The 19,395-nt window shown below is 41.5% G+C and carries 21 protein-coding genes; 13 read left to right on the forward strand and 8 right to left on the reverse strand.

The features are described from left to right. Positions 1-8: 8 nt before the first annotated feature. The 3 genes from PY092_RS05030 to PY092_RS05040 all read right to left on the reverse strand — a co-directional run bounded on the left by PY092_RS05030 (position 9) and on the right by PY092_RS05040 (position 1,597). Positions 9-320 (reverse strand): rhodanese-like domain-containing protein, encoded by a 312-nt coding sequence (locus PY092_RS05030; protein WP_275614758.1) that lies wholly within the window; start codon positions 318-320, stop codon positions 9-11. Between the two features lie 83 nt (positions 321-403). Continuing rightward, positions 404-1,036, reverse strand: coding sequence for a thioredoxin family protein (locus tag PY092_RS05035; RefSeq protein ID WP_275614759.1), 633 nt, complete (start codon positions 1,034-1,036; stop codon positions 404-406). A gap of 6 nt (positions 1,037-1,042) precedes the next feature. Beyond that, a complete protein-coding gene (locus tag PY092_RS05040; RefSeq protein ID WP_275614760.1) occupies positions 1,043-1,597 on the reverse strand; it encodes a TlpA disulfide reductase family protein in 555 nt (184 codons plus the stop codon). A gap of 134 nt (positions 1,598-1,731) precedes the next feature. Here PY092_RS05040 and PY092_RS05045 point away from each other — a divergent pair, with 134 nt between their 5' ends. From PY092_RS05045 to PY092_RS05055, 3 genes are read left to right on the forward strand one after another with little or no spacing between them, the layout of a single operon-like run. Further along, on the forward strand, positions 1,732-2,178 hold the full coding sequence (locus PY092_RS05045; RefSeq protein ID WP_275614761.1) for a MarR family winged helix-turn-helix transcriptional regulator: 447 nt from the start codon (positions 1,732-1,734) through the stop codon (positions 2,176-2,178). 7 nt (positions 2,179-2,185) lie between these two features. After that, the gene (locus PY092_RS05050) at positions 2,186-2,842 is read left to right on the forward strand and encodes an NAD(P)H-dependent oxidoreductase (RefSeq protein ID WP_275614762.1); all 657 of its coding nucleotides are present in this window, start codon (positions 2,186-2,188) and stop codon (positions 2,840-2,842) included. Positions 2,843-2,884: 42 nt separating this feature from the next. Then, positions 2,885-3,457 (forward strand): YceI family protein, encoded by a 573-nt coding sequence (locus PY092_RS05055; protein WP_275614763.1) that lies wholly within the window; start codon positions 2,885-2,887, stop codon positions 3,455-3,457. 69 nt (positions 3,458-3,526) lie between these two features. Here PY092_RS05055 and PY092_RS05060 read toward each other — a convergent pair whose 3' ends face one another. Beyond that, on the reverse strand, positions 3,527-4,798 hold the full coding sequence (locus tag PY092_RS05060) for a DoxX family protein (protein ID WP_275614764.1): 1,272 nt from the start codon (positions 4,796-4,798) through the stop codon (positions 3,527-3,529). Between the two features lie 313 nt (positions 4,799-5,111). On the opposite strand from PY092_RS05060, the gene PY092_RS05065 reads away from it, so the two are divergent. The 10 genes from PY092_RS05065 (at position 5,112) to PY092_RS05110 (ending at position 13,985) form a co-directional block, all read left to right on the forward strand. After that, positions 5,112-5,396, forward strand: coding sequence for a GIY-YIG nuclease family protein (locus tag PY092_RS05065; RefSeq protein WP_275614765.1), 285 nt, complete (start codon positions 5,112-5,114; stop codon positions 5,394-5,396). 40 nt (positions 5,397-5,436) lie between these two features. Beyond that, positions 5,437-6,834, forward strand: coding sequence for an anthranilate synthase component I family protein (locus PY092_RS05070; protein WP_275614766.1), 1,398 nt, complete (start codon positions 5,437-5,439; stop codon positions 6,832-6,834). Between the two features lie 2 nt (positions 6,835-6,836). Further along, positions 6,837-7,403, forward strand: coding sequence for an anthranilate synthase component II (locus PY092_RS05075; protein WP_275614767.1), 567 nt, complete (start codon positions 6,837-6,839; stop codon positions 7,401-7,403). Positions 7,404-7,486: 83 nt separating this feature from the next. Beyond that, positions 7,487-8,479, forward strand: a complete 993-nt coding sequence (trpD, locus tag PY092_RS05080; protein WP_275614768.1) for an anthranilate phosphoribosyltransferase — start codon at positions 7,487-7,489, stop codon at positions 8,477-8,479. 60 nt (positions 8,480-8,539) lie between these two features. After that, on the forward strand, positions 8,540-8,902 hold the full coding sequence (locus PY092_RS05085; protein ID WP_275614769.1) for a four helix bundle protein: 363 nt from the start codon (positions 8,540-8,542) through the stop codon (positions 8,900-8,902). A 53-nt stretch (positions 8,903-8,955) separates the two neighbouring features. Beyond that, positions 8,956-9,741, forward strand: a complete 786-nt coding sequence (trpC, locus tag PY092_RS05090; RefSeq protein ID WP_275614770.1) for an indole-3-glycerol phosphate synthase TrpC — start codon at positions 8,956-8,958, stop codon at positions 9,739-9,741. A 106-nt stretch (positions 9,742-9,847) separates the two neighbouring features. Continuing rightward, positions 9,848-10,498 carry a phosphoribosylanthranilate isomerase gene (locus PY092_RS05095; RefSeq protein WP_275614771.1) on the forward strand — a complete coding sequence of 217 codons (651 nt, stop codon included), beginning with the start codon at positions 9,848-9,850 and terminating at the stop codon, positions 10,496-10,498. Positions 10,499-10,512: 14 nt separating this feature from the next. Further along, positions 10,513-11,697, forward strand: coding sequence for a tryptophan synthase subunit beta (trpB, locus tag PY092_RS05100; protein WP_275614772.1), 1,185 nt, complete (start codon positions 10,513-10,515; stop codon positions 11,695-11,697). Further along, positions 11,694-12,455, forward strand: a complete 762-nt coding sequence (gene trpA, locus PY092_RS05105) for a tryptophan synthase subunit alpha (RefSeq protein WP_275614773.1) — start codon at positions 11,694-11,696, stop codon at positions 12,453-12,455. The genes trpB and trpA overlap by 4 nt, the downstream gene beginning before the upstream one ends. 33 nt (positions 12,456-12,488) lie before the next feature. Next, positions 12,489-13,985: a M20/M25/M40 family metallo-hydrolase gene (locus tag PY092_RS05110; protein WP_275614774.1), complete on the forward strand. Its 1,497-nt coding sequence runs from the start codon at positions 12,489-12,491 to the stop codon at positions 13,983-13,985. Here PY092_RS05110 and PY092_RS05115 read toward each other — a convergent pair. The 4 genes from PY092_RS05115 to PY092_RS05130 all read right to left on the reverse strand — a co-directional run bounded on the left by PY092_RS05115 (position 13,982) and on the right by PY092_RS05130 (position 19,394). Beyond that, positions 13,982-14,677, reverse strand: a complete 696-nt coding sequence (locus PY092_RS05115; RefSeq protein WP_275614775.1) for a uracil-DNA glycosylase family protein — start codon at positions 14,675-14,677, stop codon at positions 13,982-13,984. The genes PY092_RS05110 and PY092_RS05115 overlap by 4 nt on opposite strands. A 114-nt stretch (positions 14,678-14,791) precedes the next feature. Beyond that, positions 14,792-17,338, reverse strand: a complete 2,547-nt coding sequence (locus tag PY092_RS05120) for a phosphoenolpyruvate carboxylase (protein ID WP_275614776.1) — start codon at positions 17,336-17,338, stop codon at positions 14,792-14,794. Between the two features lie 174 nt (positions 17,339-17,512). Further along, positions 17,513-18,274 (reverse strand): peroxide stress protein YaaA, encoded by a 762-nt coding sequence (yaaA, locus tag PY092_RS05125; RefSeq protein WP_275614777.1) that lies wholly within the window; start codon positions 18,272-18,274, stop codon positions 17,513-17,515. Positions 18,275-18,362: 88 nt separating this feature from the next. After that, entirely contained in the window at positions 18,363-19,394 is a 1,032-nt protein-coding gene (locus tag PY092_RS05130) for an RluA family pseudouridine synthase (RefSeq protein WP_275614778.1), read from the reverse strand. Position 19,395: the final 1 nt, after the last annotated feature.

Raw genomic sequence — 19,395 nt, forward strand, 5'->3', positions numbered from 1 at the left:
ATGGAGATCTACTCTGCTACTTCGCCGTCCCAGTTCATAAAGCCACCTTCCAGATTGTAAGCGTTTTCAATTCCAAGACTGTTCATAATGGCACAGGCCTGTCCGCTACGGTTTCCCGACCGGCAGTAGACATAATAGTTTTTGGACTTGTCCAATTTTTCCAATTCGTCCATAAATTCCTGTCCCAAATAAATATCGATGTTCGTTGACCCTGGAATATATCCTTCTTCCACTTCTTCGGGGGTACGTACATCCAAAATAAAGGCGTTGTCATCTTTTTCCAGTTGCTCCGCCCATTCTTCTTGTGATAGATCTGACATTTTTTTCAATTTAGATTGCTACAAAAATAAAAATCCGAAGCGTTACTCCGGATTTCTCTTCTGGTTTTATTTTTATTATCGGCTTATTTTATGCCACAACCAATGGCTTTTGTCGTCTTCGGATTGATTTCATTACCTGCCAGCATGGCATCCACGGCATTTTCCACAAAAGTTTCATCCACCTGTGATGCATCTTGATAGTTGTCGTCGATAGCACCGATATATTTTACCATGTTTCCTGTTGCCGTTTTTTCCAACAAGAAAACGTGTGGTGTACGAGTGGCCCCATATTTCGGATATACTTTTTGGCCCTCATCGAACAAATAAGGGAAAATGAACCCTTTTTCGGCTGCACGCTCCTTCATTTTTGCGAAACCGTCCCCCGGCTTGACACTGGGGTCGTTCGGGTTGATGGCAATTACGGGAACGCCTTGTGGTTTGTATTTGGCATCCAACGCAATGATTCTATCCTCATAAGCCTGCGCATAAGGGCAGGTATTGCAGGTAAATATGACCAAAAAACCTCTGGCACCATCAAAATCCGATAGCGACACCATGGCCCCATCCACATTCTTCAAGGAAAAATCGGCGGCTTTATCGCCAACTTGGTATCCTTTGTCCAAATTATGTTCGGTCTCCACCTTGAATCCCATGGCAAATGCTGCCACAAAAATCAAAAGCAATGCAGACCCTCCTAAAATCCTTCTCTTTTTCATAGTCGATTAGTTTATGAATTTATATAACTCGTTGTTCAGTTCTTCGTACGTGAAACCACGTTCGTAAAAAGTTCGTTTATCCTTATTATATATTAAGGTAGCGGGAATACCTCCACCCCATTCTTCGGATACCTTTGGTATCCAATCGTTTTGTTTGGGGTCGTCCAGTATCACCACCTCGGCCTGTATGTTTTTGTTCTCCACAAAAGGTTCCAATCGGGTCTTCCACATATTGGGCATATCCAAACTGACCAATATCACTTCAACATTGTTATTCTTTTGTTCCGAATGGATTCTTTCAAAATGGGGCATTTCCTCAATACAGGGTTTGCACCAAGTGGCCCAAAAGTTGACCACATAGGTTTTGCCATCATCTTTATGGAGCATGGGCTCAAAACCATCAAAATCATAAATGGGAAAGGCAACATCTGTGTTGGTATTGTCTTTCTGCACAACCAATTCGTTATCAGCGGTTTCAGCCTCTACCTTTTTTTGCTTCTTCTCTTCAGCACAGCCCATAATAATGGAAATCATCAATCCTAAAGTCAATAACTTGTTCATTATCTGTCTTTTACATCTTTAAAAATACATAAGGAGAACCTCTTTCCCCTCTCTTTAACAAAAATTTATCTATCAAAAATTTGGATGATTGTCAAAAATCATCATACATTTGTATATACAAATATTGTTTGTACATGAATGTTGAAGAGATTATAAAAACCACTAAAAAAATTCCTTTGGAGCCCAGAACGGCAATTCATATGGAGTTGGTCAACAATAAGATCAATGAAATTATGACCAGCGCCCTTAAACCTTTTGAGGTTTCCATGCAACAATTCAATGTGCTGCGCATTTTAAGAGGGCAGAAAGGTAAACCTGCCAACCTTTCCACACTAAATGAACGCATGGTAACCAAAATGAGCAATACCACTCGATTAGTGGACAAGCTTCTGGCAAAGGGTTTTGTGAACAGAACCGTATGCCCATCCAATAGACGTAAGGTGGAAATAGTTATTACCGACACAGGTCTAAAGACCTTGGAGCAAATGGACGAGGCTTTGTCCGGTGTCCACAAAGTGATTTTTAAAAACTTCGACAATAAAGAACTGGAACAATTAAATACCCTACTAGATAAATTTTAGATATAATATGAGCACAGCAACAGAAAATAGCACAAGCAACGTAATCGATAACAGGACATGGCGCTATGCCACCAAAAAGTTCGATGCAAGCAAGAAAATTTCCGAGGAAGACTTGGATACACTTTTGGAAGCCATCCGTTTGAGCGCTTCCTCTTACGGATTGCAACCTTATGAAGTATTGGTTGTTTCCGACCAAAAGGTAAAGGAACAACTAAGACCCGCATCTTGGGACCAATACCAAATTGAGGACGCTTCTCAAATCATCGTGTTTGCCAATAAAACCAACTACGGTGAGGAATTAGTGGATGATTTCGTATCTAACGTAAGTAAGACCAGGGATATTCCAATGGATGGACTTAAAGGATATTCCGACTTTATGAAGTCCAAACTTATCGATCTTCCTTTGGAAACCAAAAGCAATTGGACCGCAAGACAAGCATATATCGCTTTGGGAAATACATTACAGGCTGCGGCAGAACTAAAAATCGACACCTGCCCCATGGAAGGTTTTGAATCAGACAAGTACAACGAGATTCTTGGACTTAATGACAGAGACCTAAATGCAGTCGTCGTATTGGCCGTGGGTTACCGTTCCGAGGAAGATGCCACCCAGCACTTGCCCAAGGTCCGTAAATCAAAAGAAGAATTATTCACTCTTATATAATTATTGAACCCTTAACATTTAAAAACAGAAATTAAAACAATCATGAAAAAGACAATTTTAAGTTTGGCATTGGTTACCCTTTTTGGCGCTTCTGCAATAGCCAACCCAATTAAAAAAGAAACCAAAGAAGTAAAAACTTCCGAAAGTACCGTTACCTGGAAAGGTTACAAAGTTGGAGGTTCCCACACAGGAACTATCAGCCTTGAGTCAGGAGCTTTGGAATTTGATGGTGAAAAATTGGTTGGCGGTGAGTTTGTTGTGGACATGACAAGTATCAACACAACTGATTTGGAAGGTGACTATAAAGGGAAATTGGACGGCCACCTGAAGTCAGATGACTTTTTTGGTACGGCCAATAATCCTACTGCCAAATTGGTTTTCACTAAAGTGAAATCAACTGGAAAAAACTCTTACGACGTGACCGGTGACCTTACCATTAAAGGTACCACCGAGCCTGTGACTTTTGAGGTTTCCGTTTATGGAGACAAAGCAACTGCTACATTGAAAGTTGACAGAACCAAGTATGACGTAAAATACGGATCTGGAATAATTGGCACCGCCAAGGACAAATTGATCTATGATGAGTTTGATTTGGTAGTTGATCTACAGATGTGATCAACTCCTATTTAGTGTGTGAAAATCCCGTCCGAGCAATTCTTGGACGGGATTTTTTATTTAATGCCATCACCGATTCATTGGATAATCATTAATCCAATGAAATCCTCGACTTTCCAGGTAAAAATCTTCCCGCTTCTTTCTTAAAAGATTAACTATTAAAGAATCCTTTCCTTGTTCTGAATTCAAATAAAGCCAGTTTCCTTTTTGCTTATAGTTGAATTCATATTTTAAACTCTCATCCAAGTGACTGGTCATACTAAACCTTTTGGAAATGGTATCCAGTTCATGCTTCATGGCCCTTTGTTCATCATCCATCAAAATAATTCTACTATCCCTTTTATCAATCAATAGCTTTTTCCATTTTTGGGGATATCCCAATAATGGCATAGGATCATTGGATGATAATGTATCTCCATTTTTAATAAAATGATGCACCTCATAAACACCATACAGATTATGTTCTGGAGCGCGTTTGCCATACTCTTTTTGTCGTTGTAAACTTGATTTTACTCCATTGAACAATACAAAGCCAACCAATAGAAACTTCACAGTCAGCCGTATAATCTCATTTCTTTTTACTTTAAAGTAAGGTTGATGGGTAATGGGTTCTGATGGACTGTTCTTTAAAAAGAACTTCATCAGATTTTTATAATCAGGCATTAAAATCACCAAACTCATAAGGGTCAAATGAAATGAAAACAATTTTACAGGCACATCATAGGAAAGATTCAATACAAAGACGTTCAACATTATTCCAAAACACATAATAGCTCCAAGGACTTTAGTCCTCCTCCAAATCAGAAATATGCCTCCCAAAACCTCCAGTATGCCCGTAAACACCGTATAGGGTTCAGAATACCCCATAAATCGCCACAAAATTCCCATAGGGGATGAATTGCCAAAAGTTTGCTCTAAACTATATAAGCTAAGTTGACTAAATTGCAAGTAAAACATTTTGGCAAAACCATAGGTGAACATAGTAAAAGCCAAAAAATAACGTAATGTCACTATAAAATAGGTAAAGATTTTCTTTTCCTTGTTTTCTTCAAGGGAAAAGAACAAACTTCCAACGGTGACAATTATGGCAAGTAAAAAGTTCACCATCAAAAACAAATAGTCAACGGTACGATCACCACTTCCAGTAGGTTCCAATACCAATTTATCTTCAAAACCTAGAACATCTTCATAAACAATAGGCAATATCCAATCCCAAAAATTTTGAACGGTATTGGCCACATACTTTCCCACAAATGGAATATAATCCGATGGAAATGGAAATATGTAGATTAAAAAATAAATGACAATAAACCTATTTAGGGCTTTGGTTAAGGTATTCATAGTCTATTAGGTTTTGAGTGTTCTCTCAAAAATAAACAAAACCAGACATCAACTAACTTTTTAGTTTAATTTCATACTAATGAATTCTCATTTTAAAACAAAAGGGTATTGCTGAGTTAAAAATTCCTCCCTATATTTGATGCAATGAAATTATTTAGAGCAAATAACTGGTGGTGGATAAACTTACGTCAAACGTCGTGAGCTAAGTCCCCATTATAACCATATAAAAGGCTTGTCATCACGACAGGCCTTTTTCTTTTTTTAAGACTTTAGTTCTAATTTCCGTGAAGGCGGAAATCCTAAAAGTTGAAAAATGAGTTTTTATGTCTATATCATATCAAACAAGAAAATGGGAACCATATATATAGGCTATACAAACGATTTAAAAAAGAGAATGTACAGGCACAAAAAAGGTGTCGGGAGCAAATTTGCAAGTAGATACAATCTTAAAACATTGGTCTATTATGAAAAATTCAATTTCCCAATGCCAGCCATTCGTAGAGAGAAACAATTAAAAAAATGGAATAGGAGCTGGAAAATAAATCTGATAAATGATTTCAACCCAGATTGGAAGGATTTAACCTATTTCTTTGATTAACCAAAAATAGCTTTCCACCTCAGTGGAAATAGAAATGAAAATGGAGTATACATTAACCACACATTACAAAAAAATCCTCGCGGATACCATTACCCCCGTGAGCGTTTACCTAAAGATCAGGGACAAGTTCCCCAACAGCATTCTTTTGGAAAGTAGCGACTACCACGCCAACGACAACAGTTTTTCATACATCTGTTGCAACCCTATTGCATCCATTAAAGTGGAGAACGAAACCATTACACAACGTTTTCCAGATGGATCCAAGAAAGTAACCGAGATCACTCCGGATACCGATGTTACCGAAATGATTCACAACTTTGGAAAACAATTCAAGACCACACAAAATGGTTTTAAGTTCATTTACAACGGATTGTTCGGGTATATGGCATACGATGCCGTTCGTTATTTTGAGGACGTGGAGATTTCCAAAAAGGATGATTCCGCCAATATTCCCGACATTTATTATGCGGTGTACCAGAACATCATTGCCATCAATCATTTTAAGAATGAAGCCTATTTGTTCGCACATTGTTACGACTCCGAAAGCAATGTGGATGAAATGGAGCAGCTTTTCAACGTCCGTACCTTTTCCTCTTACAATTTCAATAAAGAAGGAGAACCAGAATCCAACCTAAAGGACGAAGACTACAAAGAACAAGTTGCCTTGGCAAAAAAACATTGTCAGCGTGGCGATGTGTTCCAATTGGTGCTTTCCAGAAGGTTTAAACAAAAATTCAAGGGAGACGAGTTCAATGTGTACCGAGCACTTCGCTCCATCAACCCCTCCCCTTACCTGTTCTATTTTGATTATGGGGATTTTAAAATCTTCGGAAGCTCGCCAGAGGCCCAACTGATCGTAAAAGATGGCAAAGCGGAGATTCATCCCATAGCCGGGACCTACAAACGTACCGGAAACGATGAAAAGGATGCCGAACTGGCCAAAAAATTGGCGCAGGACGAAAAAGAGAACAGCGAGCACGTGATGCTCGTTGATCTTGCAAGAAACGATCTAAGCCGTAATGGCAATACGGTTAATGTGGATACGTATCGAGAGGTACAATATTTCTCGCACGTAATCCACTTGGTTTCCAAAGTAACGGGACAAAAGAAAAAGGACAGCACTACCATGAAAGTGGTGGCCGACACCTTTCCCGCAGGGACTTTGAGTGGAGCACCCAAACACATGGCCATGCAACTCATTGAAAAATATGAGAAAACAAGCCGTTCCTATTATGGTGGTGCCATCGGGTTTATGGATTTTGAAGGTAACTTTAACCATGCCATCATGATCCGAACTTTTTTAAGCAAGGACCACGAACTGTATTACCAAGCAGGGGCAGGATTGGTAGCCGCCTCCAATCCTGATGACGAACTCCAAGAGACCTACAATAAATTGGGCGCATTGACCAAAGCGCTGGAAATAGCCGAAACAATCTAAGCATGGGAAGAAAGATTTTAATGATAGACAACTACGATAGCTTTACCTACAACTTGGTACACTATCTGGAAGATTTGGATTGCGAAGTAACCGTAAAACGGAACGACCAGCTTACCTTGGACGAAGTCGAACCGTTTGAATACATCGTGCTTTCCCCAGGACCGGGAATCCCCGATGAAGCAGGACTTTTAAAGGAAATCATCAAGACCTATGCGCCCACCAAACGCATTTTTGGAGTGTGCCTGGGGCTACAGGCCATTGGAGAAGTGTTCGGAGGTACCTTAATCAATTTAGACCAAGTATATCACGGGGTGGATACCACCATAACCGTGACGAAGGATGACCCCATTTATCAAGGTATGCCCAAAACGCTTCAGGTGGGTCGATACCATTCTTGGGTAGTCGACCCCAATTTACCGAAGGTATTGGAGACCACAGCGGTGGATGAAAACGGACAAGTAATGTCACTTCGACATAAGGAATACGATGTTACGGCAGTGCAATTCCATCCAGAATCCGTATTGACACCCGAAGGAAAGCAAATGCTCAAAAATTGGTTAAACACCTAATGTATATGTCATTCCTGCGCAGGTGGGAATCCAAAATAACAACAAATAGATTCCTGCCTTTGCAGGAATGACAAACAAGAACAATGAAAGAGACTTTAAATAAACTCATCAATCACGAGATCCTTCCAAAGGAAGAAGCCAAACAAATATTGGTAAACATTGCCAAGGGAGATTACAACACTTCGCAAATCGCAGCTTTTTTGACTGTCTATATGATGCGGAGTGTGGCCATTGAAGAACTTGAAGGCTTTCGCGATGCCCTTTTAGAGCTCTGTTTGGCCGTTGACCTCGCCGAATACGACCCTATCGACCTTTGTGGAACTGGTGGGGACGGCAAGGACACCTTTAATATCTCGACACTGGCGTCTTTTGTGACGGCAGGTGCAGGAATATATGTGACCAAACATGGCAACTACGGAGTATCCTCAAAATGTGGAAGTAGCAACGTCATGGAATTTTTAGGAATCAAATTTAGTAATGATGCAGATTTCCTAAAGAAAACCATCGAGGAAGCAGGTATTTGTGTATTGCACGCACCCTTGTTCCACCCTGCCATGAAAAATGTGGCCCCCATCCGGAGAGAGTTGGCCGTGAAAACATTTTTCAATATGTTGGGACCTATGGTAAATCCCGCATTTCCTAAAAACCAGATGGTGGGAGTATTTAATTTGGAGTTGGCCAGAATGTATGGTTATCTGTATCAGAATACGGACAAGAAATTTACCATTCTAAATGCCCTGGACGGATATGATGAAATCTCTTTGACGGGCGACACCAAAACCATATCGAACCACACCGAAGCCATGTTGAAACCAGCTGATTTTGGCGTGGAAAAAGTTTCGCAAGAGGAAATCAAAGGAGGTGAAGATGTGGCGGAGTCCGCTCAAATTTTCATGAATATCCTGCAAGGCAAAGGAACCGATGCCCAGAACAATGTAGTCTGTGCCAATGCAGGGATCGCCATTGCCACGGTGGAAGGCACCACGCCAAAAGAAGGTTTTGAAAAAGCAAAAGAGTCGTTGTTTGGTGGCAAAGGACTGGAAGCCTTAAGGAAATTGCAATCTTTATCTAAATAATGTAAGGAGTCCGAAGTCAGAAGTCCGGAGTTTAATGAGACTAGAAATAAATCAACAGTAATGAGAGCGTCAAAATTCAAGTTTGAAAAGATAATTGTCTGGCAAAAGGCCATGGATTTTGGAGAAACCATAAATGATATAACGAAACTCTTCCCAAAAAATGAAATCTACAATCTCAGCTCACAAATAAGACGGGCTGTGGATTCAATAGCATTAAATATTTCGGAAGGTTCTACCGGACAAACAAATCCCGAATTTAAAAAATTCATTGGTTATGCAATTAGATCTTTAAGCGAAGTTGTTACCTGCTTACACAAAGCGAATAGAAGAGATTATATTCCAAGCGAAACCTTTGAAGAGCTTTATAATGAAGCATTCCATTTAATGAACATGTTGGTCGCTTTCAGAAAAAACATCAAATAATTACAAAGAATCTACCGACTTCGGACTACCGACTTCGGGCTTTCAAATCAAATATGAACATACTAGATAAAATAGTAGCTGATAAGCGCAAAGAAGTCGATTTGAAAAAATCGCTCATTACCCTTCCACAATTGGAGGCTTCGGTAATGATGGAGCGTACCTCTATCTCTTTGGCAGAAGTATTGCGCAAAAGCAATTCCGGCATTATTGCAGAGCATAAACGCCGTTCCCCATCCAAATCCGTTATCAACCAAAGCTTGAGTGTTCAGGACGTGGCCAAGGGGTATACCGATGCTAGTGCCTCAGGCATGTCCGTGCTGACCGATGGCAAATATTTTGGTGGTTCACTGGATGATTTGGTCCTTGCAAGGGCATCAACCAACATTCCCATTTTACGAAAGGAGTTCATCATAGATGAATATCAGATTGTGGAAGCCAAAGCGTATGGTGCCGATGTCATTTTATTGATTGCGGCAATTTTATCGAGAGAGGAAATCAAGAAATTTTCCGAATTGGCCAAAAGTTTGGGACTGGATGTACTGTTGGAAGTACACAACGAAGAGGAACTCGAAAAATCCATCATGCCCAGTTTGGATATGTTGGGCGTGAACAACAGGAATCTTAAATCCTTTGAGGTCGATTTGGACATCAGCAAAACCTTATCAAAAAAAATTCCAGATGATTTTGTCAAGGTTTCCGAAAGTGGTATCAGTTCCGTAGAGGCCATTCGTGAGCTAAAGGAATTCGATTATCAAGGCTTTTTGATCGGGGAGAATTTTATGAAGACCAACGAACCCGGCGAGAGCGCCAAAAGATTTATTGATAAAATAATTGCATAACGTTATTTCGAGTGATTAACTTTTGGTGAATCGTATCGTGAAATAAGTGGTCTCGATACATTTTGAAACAAGTTTCAAAAACACTCGACCTGACAAGACATTAACTATGAAACTAAAGATTTGCGGCATGAACCATAATCCAGAAGAGGTGGCAGCATTGCAACCCGATTATTTGGGTTTTATCTTCTGGGAACCTTCCTCCCGTTACTTTTCGGGAGAGATTCCAGCATTGCCCAGTTCCATCAAAAAAGTAGGGGTTTTTGTGGACGCACCTTTGGAAGAGGTCTTGGAAAAAATAGGCCATTATCAATTGGATGCCGTACAACTCCATGGAAAAGAAAGTGCTGAATACTGCCATGAACTAAAAGAAAGATTTCTGTCATTTCGAGTACAGTCGAAAAATCTAGAAATCATCAAAGTATTTTCCATCAAGGATGATTTTGATTTTGATGTATTGAATGATTTTGAGGCGGCCTGTGATTTTTTTCTTTTCGACACCAAGGGAAAACTCCCTGGAGGTAATGGTTATACCTTTGACTGGTCCATTTTGAAACAATATCCATCCGACAAACCTTACTTTTTAAGCGGTGGCATTGGATTGGATTCCAAGGAAAAATTACAGAGCTTCTTAAACAGTCCCGCTTCCGAAAATTGTTTTGCCATTGACGTGAACAGTAAATTTGAGACGGCCCCAGGCCTAAAAAACATAGATGACATAAAAGTATTTATCGAATCGCTGAAGAGCGTTCGCAACTAAAAAATAAGACACCAATGAAAAGCTATCATGCTGATGAACGGGGATACTACGGCGAGTTCGGGGGAGCTTTTATCCCGGAGATGCTGTATCCCAATTGCGAGGAGCTTCGTCAAAACTACCTCGGCATCATGGAAGAACCTTCTTTCAAAGAAGAGTTCCATCAATTGTTGAAGGATTACGTTGGTAGGCCAACACCTCTTTATTTTGCAAAGCGCCTATCCGAAAAATACAATACGAAAATCTACCTGAAACGGGAAGATCTCTGTCATACGGGAGCACACAAGGTCAATAATACCATCGGACAAATTCTAATGGCCAAAAGATTGGGCAAAAACAGGATCATCGCTGAAACAGGTGCAGGTCAGCACGGGGTGGCGACAGCAACCGTTTGCGCTTTGATGGGGATCCAATGTGTGGTGTACATGGGGGAAATCGATATTGCACGCCAAGCACCGAACGTGGCCCGTATGAAAATGTTGGGAGCCGAGGTTAGACCAGCCACATCGGGCAGTAAAACCTTAAAAGATGCGACAAACGAAGCGATTCGCGACTGGATCAACAATCCTGTGGACACACATTACATTATTGGTTCCGTAGTAGGGCCGCACCCTTATCCGGATATGGTGGCCCGTTTCCAATCCGTAATCTCAGAAGAGATGAAAAACCAGCTCCAAGAAAAAGAAGGCAGGGAAAACCCAAATTATGTGGTGGCCTGTGTGGGAGGTGGAAGTAATGCTGCTGGAGCATTTTATCATTACTTGGATGTTCCCGAAGTGGGTATCATTGCCGTTGAGGCGGCCGGAAAAGGAATTGATTCCGGTAAAAGTGCCGCCACATCGGCCTTGGGCAAAGTAGGTATTATTCACGGCAGTAAAACCTTGTTGATGCAAACACAAGATGGACAAATAACCGAGCCCTACTCCATTTCAGCAGGATTGGATTACCCTGGAGTCGGCCCCATGCACGCCCACTTGTATACTTCGGGTCGTGGAGAGTTCATTTCCATTACCGATGATGATGCTATGAAGGCAGGATTGGAGCTTTGTAAATTAGAGGGTATCATTCCCGCTATTGAATCGTCCCATGCACTGGCCATTTTTGAGGACCGCAAGTTCAATCCCGATGATATTGTGGTAGTGAATCTATCCGGTCGTGGGGACAAAGATTTACAGAACTATATTGATTATTTCAAGTTATGAACAGAATCAAACAAAAACTACAGGAGGACAAAAAAATCCTCTCCATATATTTTTCAGCAGGTTACCCCAATTTGGGTGACACTGTAAAAATCATCCAAGATTTGGAAAAAAACGGTGTGGACCTCATCGAGATAGGTTTGCCGTTCAGTGACCCCTTGGCGGACGGACCCACCATCCAAGAAAGTTCCACGGCAGCACTTAAAAATGGAATGAACACCGCTTTGCTCTTTGATCAACTGAAAGATATTCGAAAAACGGTATCGATTCCCCTTATTTTGATGGGGTATTTTAATCCAGTGCTACAATATGGTGTGGAAGAATTTTGTGCCCAATGCGAAGAAATCGGGATTGACGGACTGATTCTTCCCGACCTGCCATTGGATGTGTACAAAGAGGAGTATGAGGGCATTTTTAAAAAACATGGACTGATCAATGTTTTCCTAATCACTCCTCAAACAAGTGACGAACGCATCAAAGCCATAGACGAAGCGTCTGAAGGATTTATTTACATGGTAAGTTCGGCCAGTACCACAGGGGCCAAACAGGGGTTCGGCAGTGAACAATCCGACTATTTCAACCGTATTGCCAGCATGGGGTTGAACAACCCCCAAATTGTCGGTTTCGGCATCAGTAATGCAGAAACTTTTGGGCAAGCGACACAAAAAGCGAAAGGAGCTATCATTGGTTCAGCATTCATTAAATATTTAACAGCAAATGGAGTGGATGACATTAGTGACTTTGTGAAGCAAATTCGTTAAATTTCAACTTTTAAAATCAAGACGATTTGTTTCATGAAAAAAATGCTCTTCCTTGGTTCCCTATTCCTTGGTTTTTCCCTTTTCGCACAAGATGATGTTGCTATAAAATCACAAGTGGCAGATGCCATCAATGAAATTCGGGAATTTGTCGCCATTCCCAATGATGCGCTGGATGCGGCCGATATTGACCGAAATATCATGTGGCTCAAGCGTAAATTTGTCGATAGGGGTTTTAACACTGCCGTTTTGGATACAGAGGGACTTCCCTTGTTTTTTGCGGCAATGCCCATGACCGATGAAAAACCTACCATACTTATTTATATGCATTTTGATGGGCAGTCCGTAGACCCATCCAAATGGAATCAGTCGAATCCTTACCAAGTGGTTTTGAAAGCCCCAAAAGGAGATGGGTTTGAAACGGTTTCTTTTGATGAAATGGACGATGACATCAATTACGATTGGCGTTTGTTCGGACGTTCCACTTCAGATGACAAATCGCCCATCGTAATGCTCTTGAACGCCGTGGACCTCTTGAAGAAGGATGGCAAGGAACTTCCGTTTAACATCAAGGTTATTTTGGACAGTGAAGAGGAAAAGGGCAGTAATCCCCTACCTGCCGCAGTAAAACAATATCGGGAACTTTTGGAATCAGACTTTTTAATAATCGTGGACGGCCCGGTACATGCTTCTGAAAATCCAACCGTTGTTTATGGATGTCGTGGCATCACTACCTTGACCCTGACCACCTACGGCCCCATAAAACCGCAACATAGTGGACATTATGGCAATTATGCCCCGAACCCTGGGTTCCAGTTGGCACAATTGCTGGCAACCATGAAAGATTCCGATGGCAAAGTGACCATTCCTGGCTATTATGATGGTATTTCCATTGATGAAAAAACCGACTCCATTTTAAAAAGCGTTCCCGATAGCGACGAGGCTATTGCAGAAAAGCTTCAGTTTAAAACAGCTGAAAAAGTAGGTGGTTTTTATCAGGAGGCCTTGCAATATCCTTCCCTCAATATTCGCGGATTGAGCTCTGGTTGGGTGGGTAACAAGGCTCGAACCATTGTTCCGGAAAGCGCCACGGCCGAGCTGGACTTGAGGTTGGTCATGGAAAGCGATGGCAACCGGTTGAAACAATTGGTCAAAGATCATATTACCAAACAGGGATACAAAGTATTGGATCATGTACCTTCCAAAGAGGAGCGTATGCAATTTGACAAAATCATAACCGTGGAAGAAGGCAGTGTAACCGATGCTTTCCGCACAGACTTGGATAATCCGTACGGTAAGTTTATTGTGAAAACCTTAAGCCAAAGCTTTGGTAAAGAAGTAATTCAAATCCGTACCATGGGCGGCACCGTACCTATTTCTCCTTTTATCAACGAACTGAAAATCCCTGCTTTTATCGTTCCCGTGGTAAATCCAGACAACAATCAACATAGTCCCAACGAAAATGTAAAAATTGGTCAGTTGGCTTATGGGATTAAGGCATTTTATGGGATTCTATCTTCTGTAATGAATTAAAAAAACTCCCTATACTGCTTTACCCTGAAATCAAGTGTATTGAAATCAGGTTTTTTACTTTTAAGGTCTTTATAGGCTTGCAAACTTCCAACTGCACGATTGGCGGCGCCTGAAGGGGCGGTCAGGGAAACGGTTTTTATCGTTCTCGACTGCGCCCGAAATGACAAATTAGAATCAAGTGGCAATTCTAAATGATGGATCCGAGGCACTTCATTGGAGACAACTCTCAATTTTAGACCGTGTTCCTTCAACTGTCTCCGAAAGAAGTATTCCGGGCCATTTTTACTATTTCCGCCAGTGAACAATAATGTTTTGATATTCGGGTATTTTTTCAAGTAACCCACCAAATCGCGAAGGACTACATTTTGCATACCCAAATCGGAGGCGTCGATTTTTTCTCTTTCGGCACTTTCAACTATATCGCAAACTCCTATTTTATGCTTGACAAGAAACTTTTTTCGTTGCTCAACTGCCTCTTGCGTAGTCTCATATTTTAAACCCAAATCAAATATTCTATCAAGAATGGGCCAAAGCTGACCGTTACAACTCCCATAGCAGAAATCCACATCTTGCGGCTTTAATTCTCCCGTGGTAAATCGTGGTGGAGGCAAGGTTCCAACTATCAATTTAGTGGCCTCGGGTAATAAAAAGGGCGCATAAGGGTGGGTGTGCTTGAATGGTTGTTTGCTCAAAACTAAAAGTATACTGTATATGGGTAAAAATAAACAATCAGTATGATGCTATGGATTCTGCACCATACTGATTGCTACTATTAAACTTGTAATATCCTAAAAAGAAATCAAGCACTATGCTGAGTTCCTACTCGCATTGATGTTGCCATAAAGCGAACGGGTCACAATCTTCTCGTACAGTTCTTTGTATTCCGAGTTTTGTGTGATATGGTACAGGGCGTTTTGCTGTATTACCAACAATGGCAACACAATCTTTTCCCTGATTTTCACGGATTCCCTTGAAACGGCTTCGTCCTCCATCAGAATTTTGAGTCCTGAAATCTGCAAGAGCATCTTTTTGGACAACTGGAATTCATCATGTAGTATGTTCCAGAAATCGCCAAACTCGGCATCTTCTTTCATATAACTGGTCAAATCGAAATTGGACTTGGCCAAGGACATCATACTGTTCAGCATCAAAGCTTTGAAGAAGGGAACTTCTTTGTAGAGTTTCTTCACTTCGTTCAATCGTCCTTCCTCTTTCAATTGCTGAATGGCGGACCCCAATCCGAAATAACCTGGAACGTTTTGTTTTAACTGGCTCCATGAACCCACAAAGGAAATGGCACGTAGGTCGGATAGTGTCAACTGCTTTTTATTGCCACGCTTTCCGGGTCTACTTCCAATATTGGCCTTGGTGTAATATTTTAGGGTACTCCTGTTTTCCAAGTACGGAATAAATTTCCCGTGTTGCTTTAGGGCATCGTATTTCTCAAAGCTCAGTTCGGAGAGCTCCTCAATCAACTTACGCTGAGCAGCGGAAATAGTGTGTTCCTTACCAAAAAGGTTGTTGCTGAGCCCCGCAGTGAGCAACTGCTCGGAATTGTGTATGAACTGTTCTTTGGTACCATAGGTACTGGTAATGGTCTGCCCTTGGATGGTAAGTTGGATCTCGTGATTGGCCACATCCTTGGTCTGGGCAGCGTAGAACTTGTGGGTCTTACCTCCTCCCCTTGCTGGTGGCCCCCCCCTACCATCAAAGAAAATGGCGCTGACTCCGTTTTTCTTACAGACTTTGCTCAGCGTTTCCTTGGTCTTTAAGATGGACCAGTTGGCCTTTAAATAACCTCCATCCTTGGTACCATCGGAGAAACCGAGCATTATGGTGTGGATATCCCTTCTTCGCTCCAGGTGCTGCCTGTATTTTGGGATGTCGAACAAGGTCTGCATCACTTCTTCAGAAGCCTCCATGCCTTTCATGGTCTCAAACAATGGAACAATATCGAATGTGATTTCCTTCTCGTCCCATCCGCACCATCTGAACAATCCGAACACGAACAATACGGCAAAAATATCTTCTGAGTTACTGATGATGTAGCGGTTACACCCATCTTCGCCGTTCTTCTCTTGAATTGCTTTCAGGTTTTGGATATTGACAATGGTATCCTTTACAATATCATCATCAAAATCCTTTGGATCGAGGTTGAAATCTTTCTCAAGCAACAACTTGACCAATTCTTTTTCTTTAATCTCATCAATGCTTTCCTTGATGATGCCCTGCTTTTTCAGCACGGTCTCCACAACTAACAAATGCTTGCTGTGGTCTTGGCGAATGTCCAAAGTGGCAAAATGTGTTTTGAAGATGTGGACCTTATCAATGAACCGATCTAATTCATCCAAGTACAATTCATGATAATGCTCTACCAATTGTTCCCTTACGACATTCAAATGCCCTATGATTCCCTCATAGGAAATGAGTGCGTTGGGGTCGAACATGGCCTTATACAATTTACCACTCAATTCGTTAAGTTCACCCTGCATGCTCTTAAAAGTCAGCTTTTTGCGAAGGTTCTTTAATTCATTGTAGTAGCACTTCATCAGGGTAAGCCTTAACTCATCGGCTACTTGCTTGGTAATATCGGCCGTGACAAACGGATTTCCATCACGGTCACCACCTGGCCAAAATCCGAGTTTCATCAGGTTGTAGTTCTCAAACTTATCATCTCGAATGTTGCTTTTTACATACTGATACAATTCCCCAACAGCATCATAATAGGTATTACGAAGAATATAGATAATGTTTTTAGCCTCATCCAAAGGTGTCGGCTTCTTCGCATTGATCAATGATGTCAAACCCAACTGTTGAAGGGTCACATCAATATCATGGATTCTATCTTCATCGATAAGCGAACGTAACTCTGCAATGATATCCAAGACCGCAGGGGTATAGAACTGCGTTGGATGTGCCGTTAAAACTATTCGTGCACTGAAGGTGGACAATTTTTTGGATACCTTGTCCCAATTTTTGGTACGGTTCACCAACTCAAAATAATCCTTGATGGTCAACGAACTACTGTATTCCTGCAGCTTTGGAAATGCGGAATCCTCTACACTATCGTACAGCACCACTTGGCGCTCTACGTACTGAATGATACGGAACATAAAGTCCAATCGTTCCCGTTCATCCTGAATATCCACAAAATTGGAAAAGAACACCTCCAAAATCTCTTGGGGTTCTTTGCCAGCCTTTAGCCCTTTCTCACATTGATCGAGCAAGAGGGGAATGAGAATCCCCACATTTTCCACGTTCTTGTAGGGCAAGCTGAGGAAAAGGCTGTTATAGATGTTGAACTTATTGGTTACCGATTTTTTAAACTCTTCTAACCGTTTGGTCTGCTGCATGTATCTGTTTTATGTTGGTGTTAAAAAATAGTCAAACACTCAAAGGTCGTGAATAATGTGTAACCTCTGGGTTAAATTTAAGCGTATCACAATTTAAGGCATGTGCACTTCAATCGTAACAACATGCCTTGTCGTTTATAACTTAAAGATTACTTCGGATTTTACCAAAGTTTTTTAGCGAATGAACACAGGTTCGTTTTTCTTTACCGTGTGCTCTTCGCTGTAGAGATATCCGTCGTAGTCAAAATTCTTGATATCGTCCAAGGTTTCCGCTCCCGTATCCAAGATATAACGGACCATGGAACCACGTGCTTTTTTAGCAAAAAAACTAATGACCTTTAACTTATCGTTTTTCCAATCCTTGAAGACCGGGGCAATGACTGGAACTTTAAGGTTCTTGTCATCCACGGCACTAAAGTATTCGTTACTCGCCAAGTTCACGAATAATTCGTCATCCTTTAGTTCACTGTTCAAAGATTCCGTAATCTGGTCTTTCCAAAACTCGTACAGGTTCTTTTTACGGCCCACTTTCAGTTGCGTTCCCATTTCCAAACGGTAGGGCTGCATCAGGTCCAAAGGCTTCAAGATACCGTACAGGCCCGACAAAATTCGCAAGGTATCCTGCAAGCGGTCCAATTTATCCTCTGGAATGGTGTAGGCATCCAAACCTTGGTACACATCACCATTGAATGCATAAATAGCGGGTCTCGCATTGGCCGCAGTAAATGGCAACTCAAATTGTTGATTGCGTTCCCAATTTAAATCGGCCAGTTTATCAGAAATGGACATGAGCTCCGACAAAGCCTTGGGCTTTTTCTTTTTTAGGACGGAATTCAGTTTTTCCGCTTGTTCCAAAAATTGGGGCTGACTATATTTTGATGTAGGCAAAGCCGTATCATAATCGAGCGACTTTGCAGGAGAAATCACAATTTTCATCTTGTTCTATTTTTTGTAAAAATAACGAGGTTTTTACTTTTTTGGAAGGGGATTCCAATGGTGTTTTCAATCTTGGGATTGAAGAAAACTATGATTCGTGATGCTTGGCATAGCCTCGCCATTTTTCGATTCCGTTTACCATATCCTCGGGCAGTTCGGAATCAAATCGCATAAACTCGCCCGTAACAGGATGTTCAAAACCAAGGGTTTTGGCATGTAGTGCTTGTCTGGGCAATACTTTAAAGGTATTTTCCACAAATTGCTTGTATTTGGTAAAAGTGGTCCCCTTTAAAATCTTATCGCCACCGTAGCGCTCATCGTTGAACAAGGTATGCCCTATGTATTTCATGTGCACCCGAATCTGATGGGTCCTGCCTGTTTCCAGTTTGCATGAAATCAAAGTAACGTATCCAAAACGCTCCAATACCTTGTAATGGGTAACGGCTTCTTTCCCTTCATCTCCTTCTGGAAACACCATCATCTGCAAACGGTTCTTGGGGTTCCGGGCAATATGCCCTTCTATGGTCCCCTCATCATCTTCCACATTGCCCCAAACCAAGGCTACATATTCCCGCTCACTGGTCTTATCAAAAAATTGCTGGGCCAAATGTGTCATGGCCGTCTCCGTTTTGGCAACCACCAATAAACCCGAAGTGTCTTTATCGATACGGTGTACCAATCCCGGTCTGTCCGAACTATTATTGGGCAAATTTTCAAAATGATAGACCAATGCATTGATCAAGGTTCCCGAGTAATTCCCATGTCCCGGGTGGACCACCATGCCTGCAGGTTTGTTCACTACCAAAAGTACATCGTCTTCATAGACGATATCCAATGGAATATCTTCGGGGGTCAGCAGGAACTCGTAGGGTGGGTGCTCGAACATCACCTTTACCTCATCGCCGGCCTTTACCTTGTAATTTTGCTTTACAATGGAGCCATTTACCCAAATATGTCCTTTCTTGGCTGCCTGTTGGATTTTGTTCCGTGTAGCGTTCTCGATAAAGTTCATCAAGAATTTATCCACACGCAACGGTTCCTGACCTTTGGAGGCCACAAAACCATGATGCTCATAGAGATCTTCCTGAGAAAGCTCGTCCTGATTTTCCGAAGTATCCATA

Source organism: Flagellimonas yonaguniensis (genome assembly GCF_029193885.1).
In the GTDB taxonomy this organism is placed as follows: domain Bacteria; phylum Bacteroidota; class Bacteroidia; order Flavobacteriales; family Flavobacteriaceae; genus Flagellimonas; species Flagellimonas yonaguniensis.

Coding starts and splice junctions, on each gene's coding strand:
- PY092_RS05045 (WP_275614761.1), top strand. CDS start 1,732: ATGAATGTTGAAGAGATTATAAAAACCACTAAAAAAATTCCTTTGGAG.
- trpB (WP_275614772.1), top strand. CDS start 10,513: ATGAAAAGCTATCATGCTGATGAACGGGGATACTACGGCGAGTTCGGG.
- PY092_RS05130 (WP_275614778.1), bottom strand. CDS start 19,394: ATGGATACTTCGGAAAATCAGGACGAGCTTTCTCAGGAAGATCTCTAT.
- PY092_RS05050 (WP_275614762.1), top strand. CDS start 2,186: ATGAGCACAGCAACAGAAAATAGCACAAGCAACGTAATCGATAACAGG.
- PY092_RS05075 (WP_275614767.1), top strand. CDS start 6,837: ATGGGAAGAAAGATTTTAATGATAGACAACTACGATAGCTTTACCTAC.
- PY092_RS05120 (WP_275614776.1), bottom strand. CDS start 17,338: ATGCAGCAGACCAAACGGTTAGAAGAGTTTAAAAAATCGGTAACCAAT.
- yaaA (WP_275614777.1), bottom strand. CDS start 18,274: ATGAAAATTGTGATTTCTCCTGCAAAGTCGCTCGATTATGATACGGCT.
- PY092_RS05095 (WP_275614771.1), top strand. CDS start 9,848: ATGAAACTAAAGATTTGCGGCATGAACCATAATCCAGAAGAGGTGGCA.
- PY092_RS05035 (WP_275614759.1), bottom strand. CDS start 1,036: ATGAAAAAGAGAAGGATTTTAGGAGGGTCTGCATTGCTTTTGATTTTT.
- PY092_RS05085 (WP_275614769.1), top strand. CDS start 8,540: ATGAGAGCGTCAAAATTCAAGTTTGAAAAGATAATTGTCTGGCAAAAG.
- trpA (WP_275614773.1), top strand. CDS start 11,694: ATGAACAGAATCAAACAAAAACTACAGGAGGACAAAAAAATCCTCTCC.
- PY092_RS05065 (WP_275614765.1), top strand. CDS start 5,112: ATGAGTTTTTATGTCTATATCATATCAAACAAGAAAATGGGAACCATA.
- trpC (WP_275614770.1), top strand. CDS start 8,956: ATGAACATACTAGATAAAATAGTAGCTGATAAGCGCAAAGAAGTCGAT.
- trpD (WP_275614768.1), top strand. CDS start 7,487: ATGAAAGAGACTTTAAATAAACTCATCAATCACGAGATCCTTCCAAAG.
- PY092_RS05030 (WP_275614758.1), bottom strand. CDS start 320: ATGTCAGATCTATCACAAGAAGAATGGGCGGAGCAACTGGAAAAAGAT.
- PY092_RS05110 (WP_275614774.1), top strand. CDS start 12,489: ATGAAAAAAATGCTCTTCCTTGGTTCCCTATTCCTTGGTTTTTCCCTT.
- PY092_RS05060 (WP_275614764.1), bottom strand. CDS start 4,798: ATGAATACCTTAACCAAAGCCCTAAATAGGTTTATTGTCATTTATTTT.
- PY092_RS05070 (WP_275614766.1), top strand. CDS start 5,437: ATGGAGTATACATTAACCACACATTACAAAAAAATCCTCGCGGATACC.
- PY092_RS05040 (WP_275614760.1), bottom strand. CDS start 1,597: ATGAACAAGTTATTGACTTTAGGATTGATGATTTCCATTATTATGGGC.
- PY092_RS05055 (WP_275614763.1), top strand. CDS start 2,885: ATGAAAAAGACAATTTTAAGTTTGGCATTGGTTACCCTTTTTGGCGCT.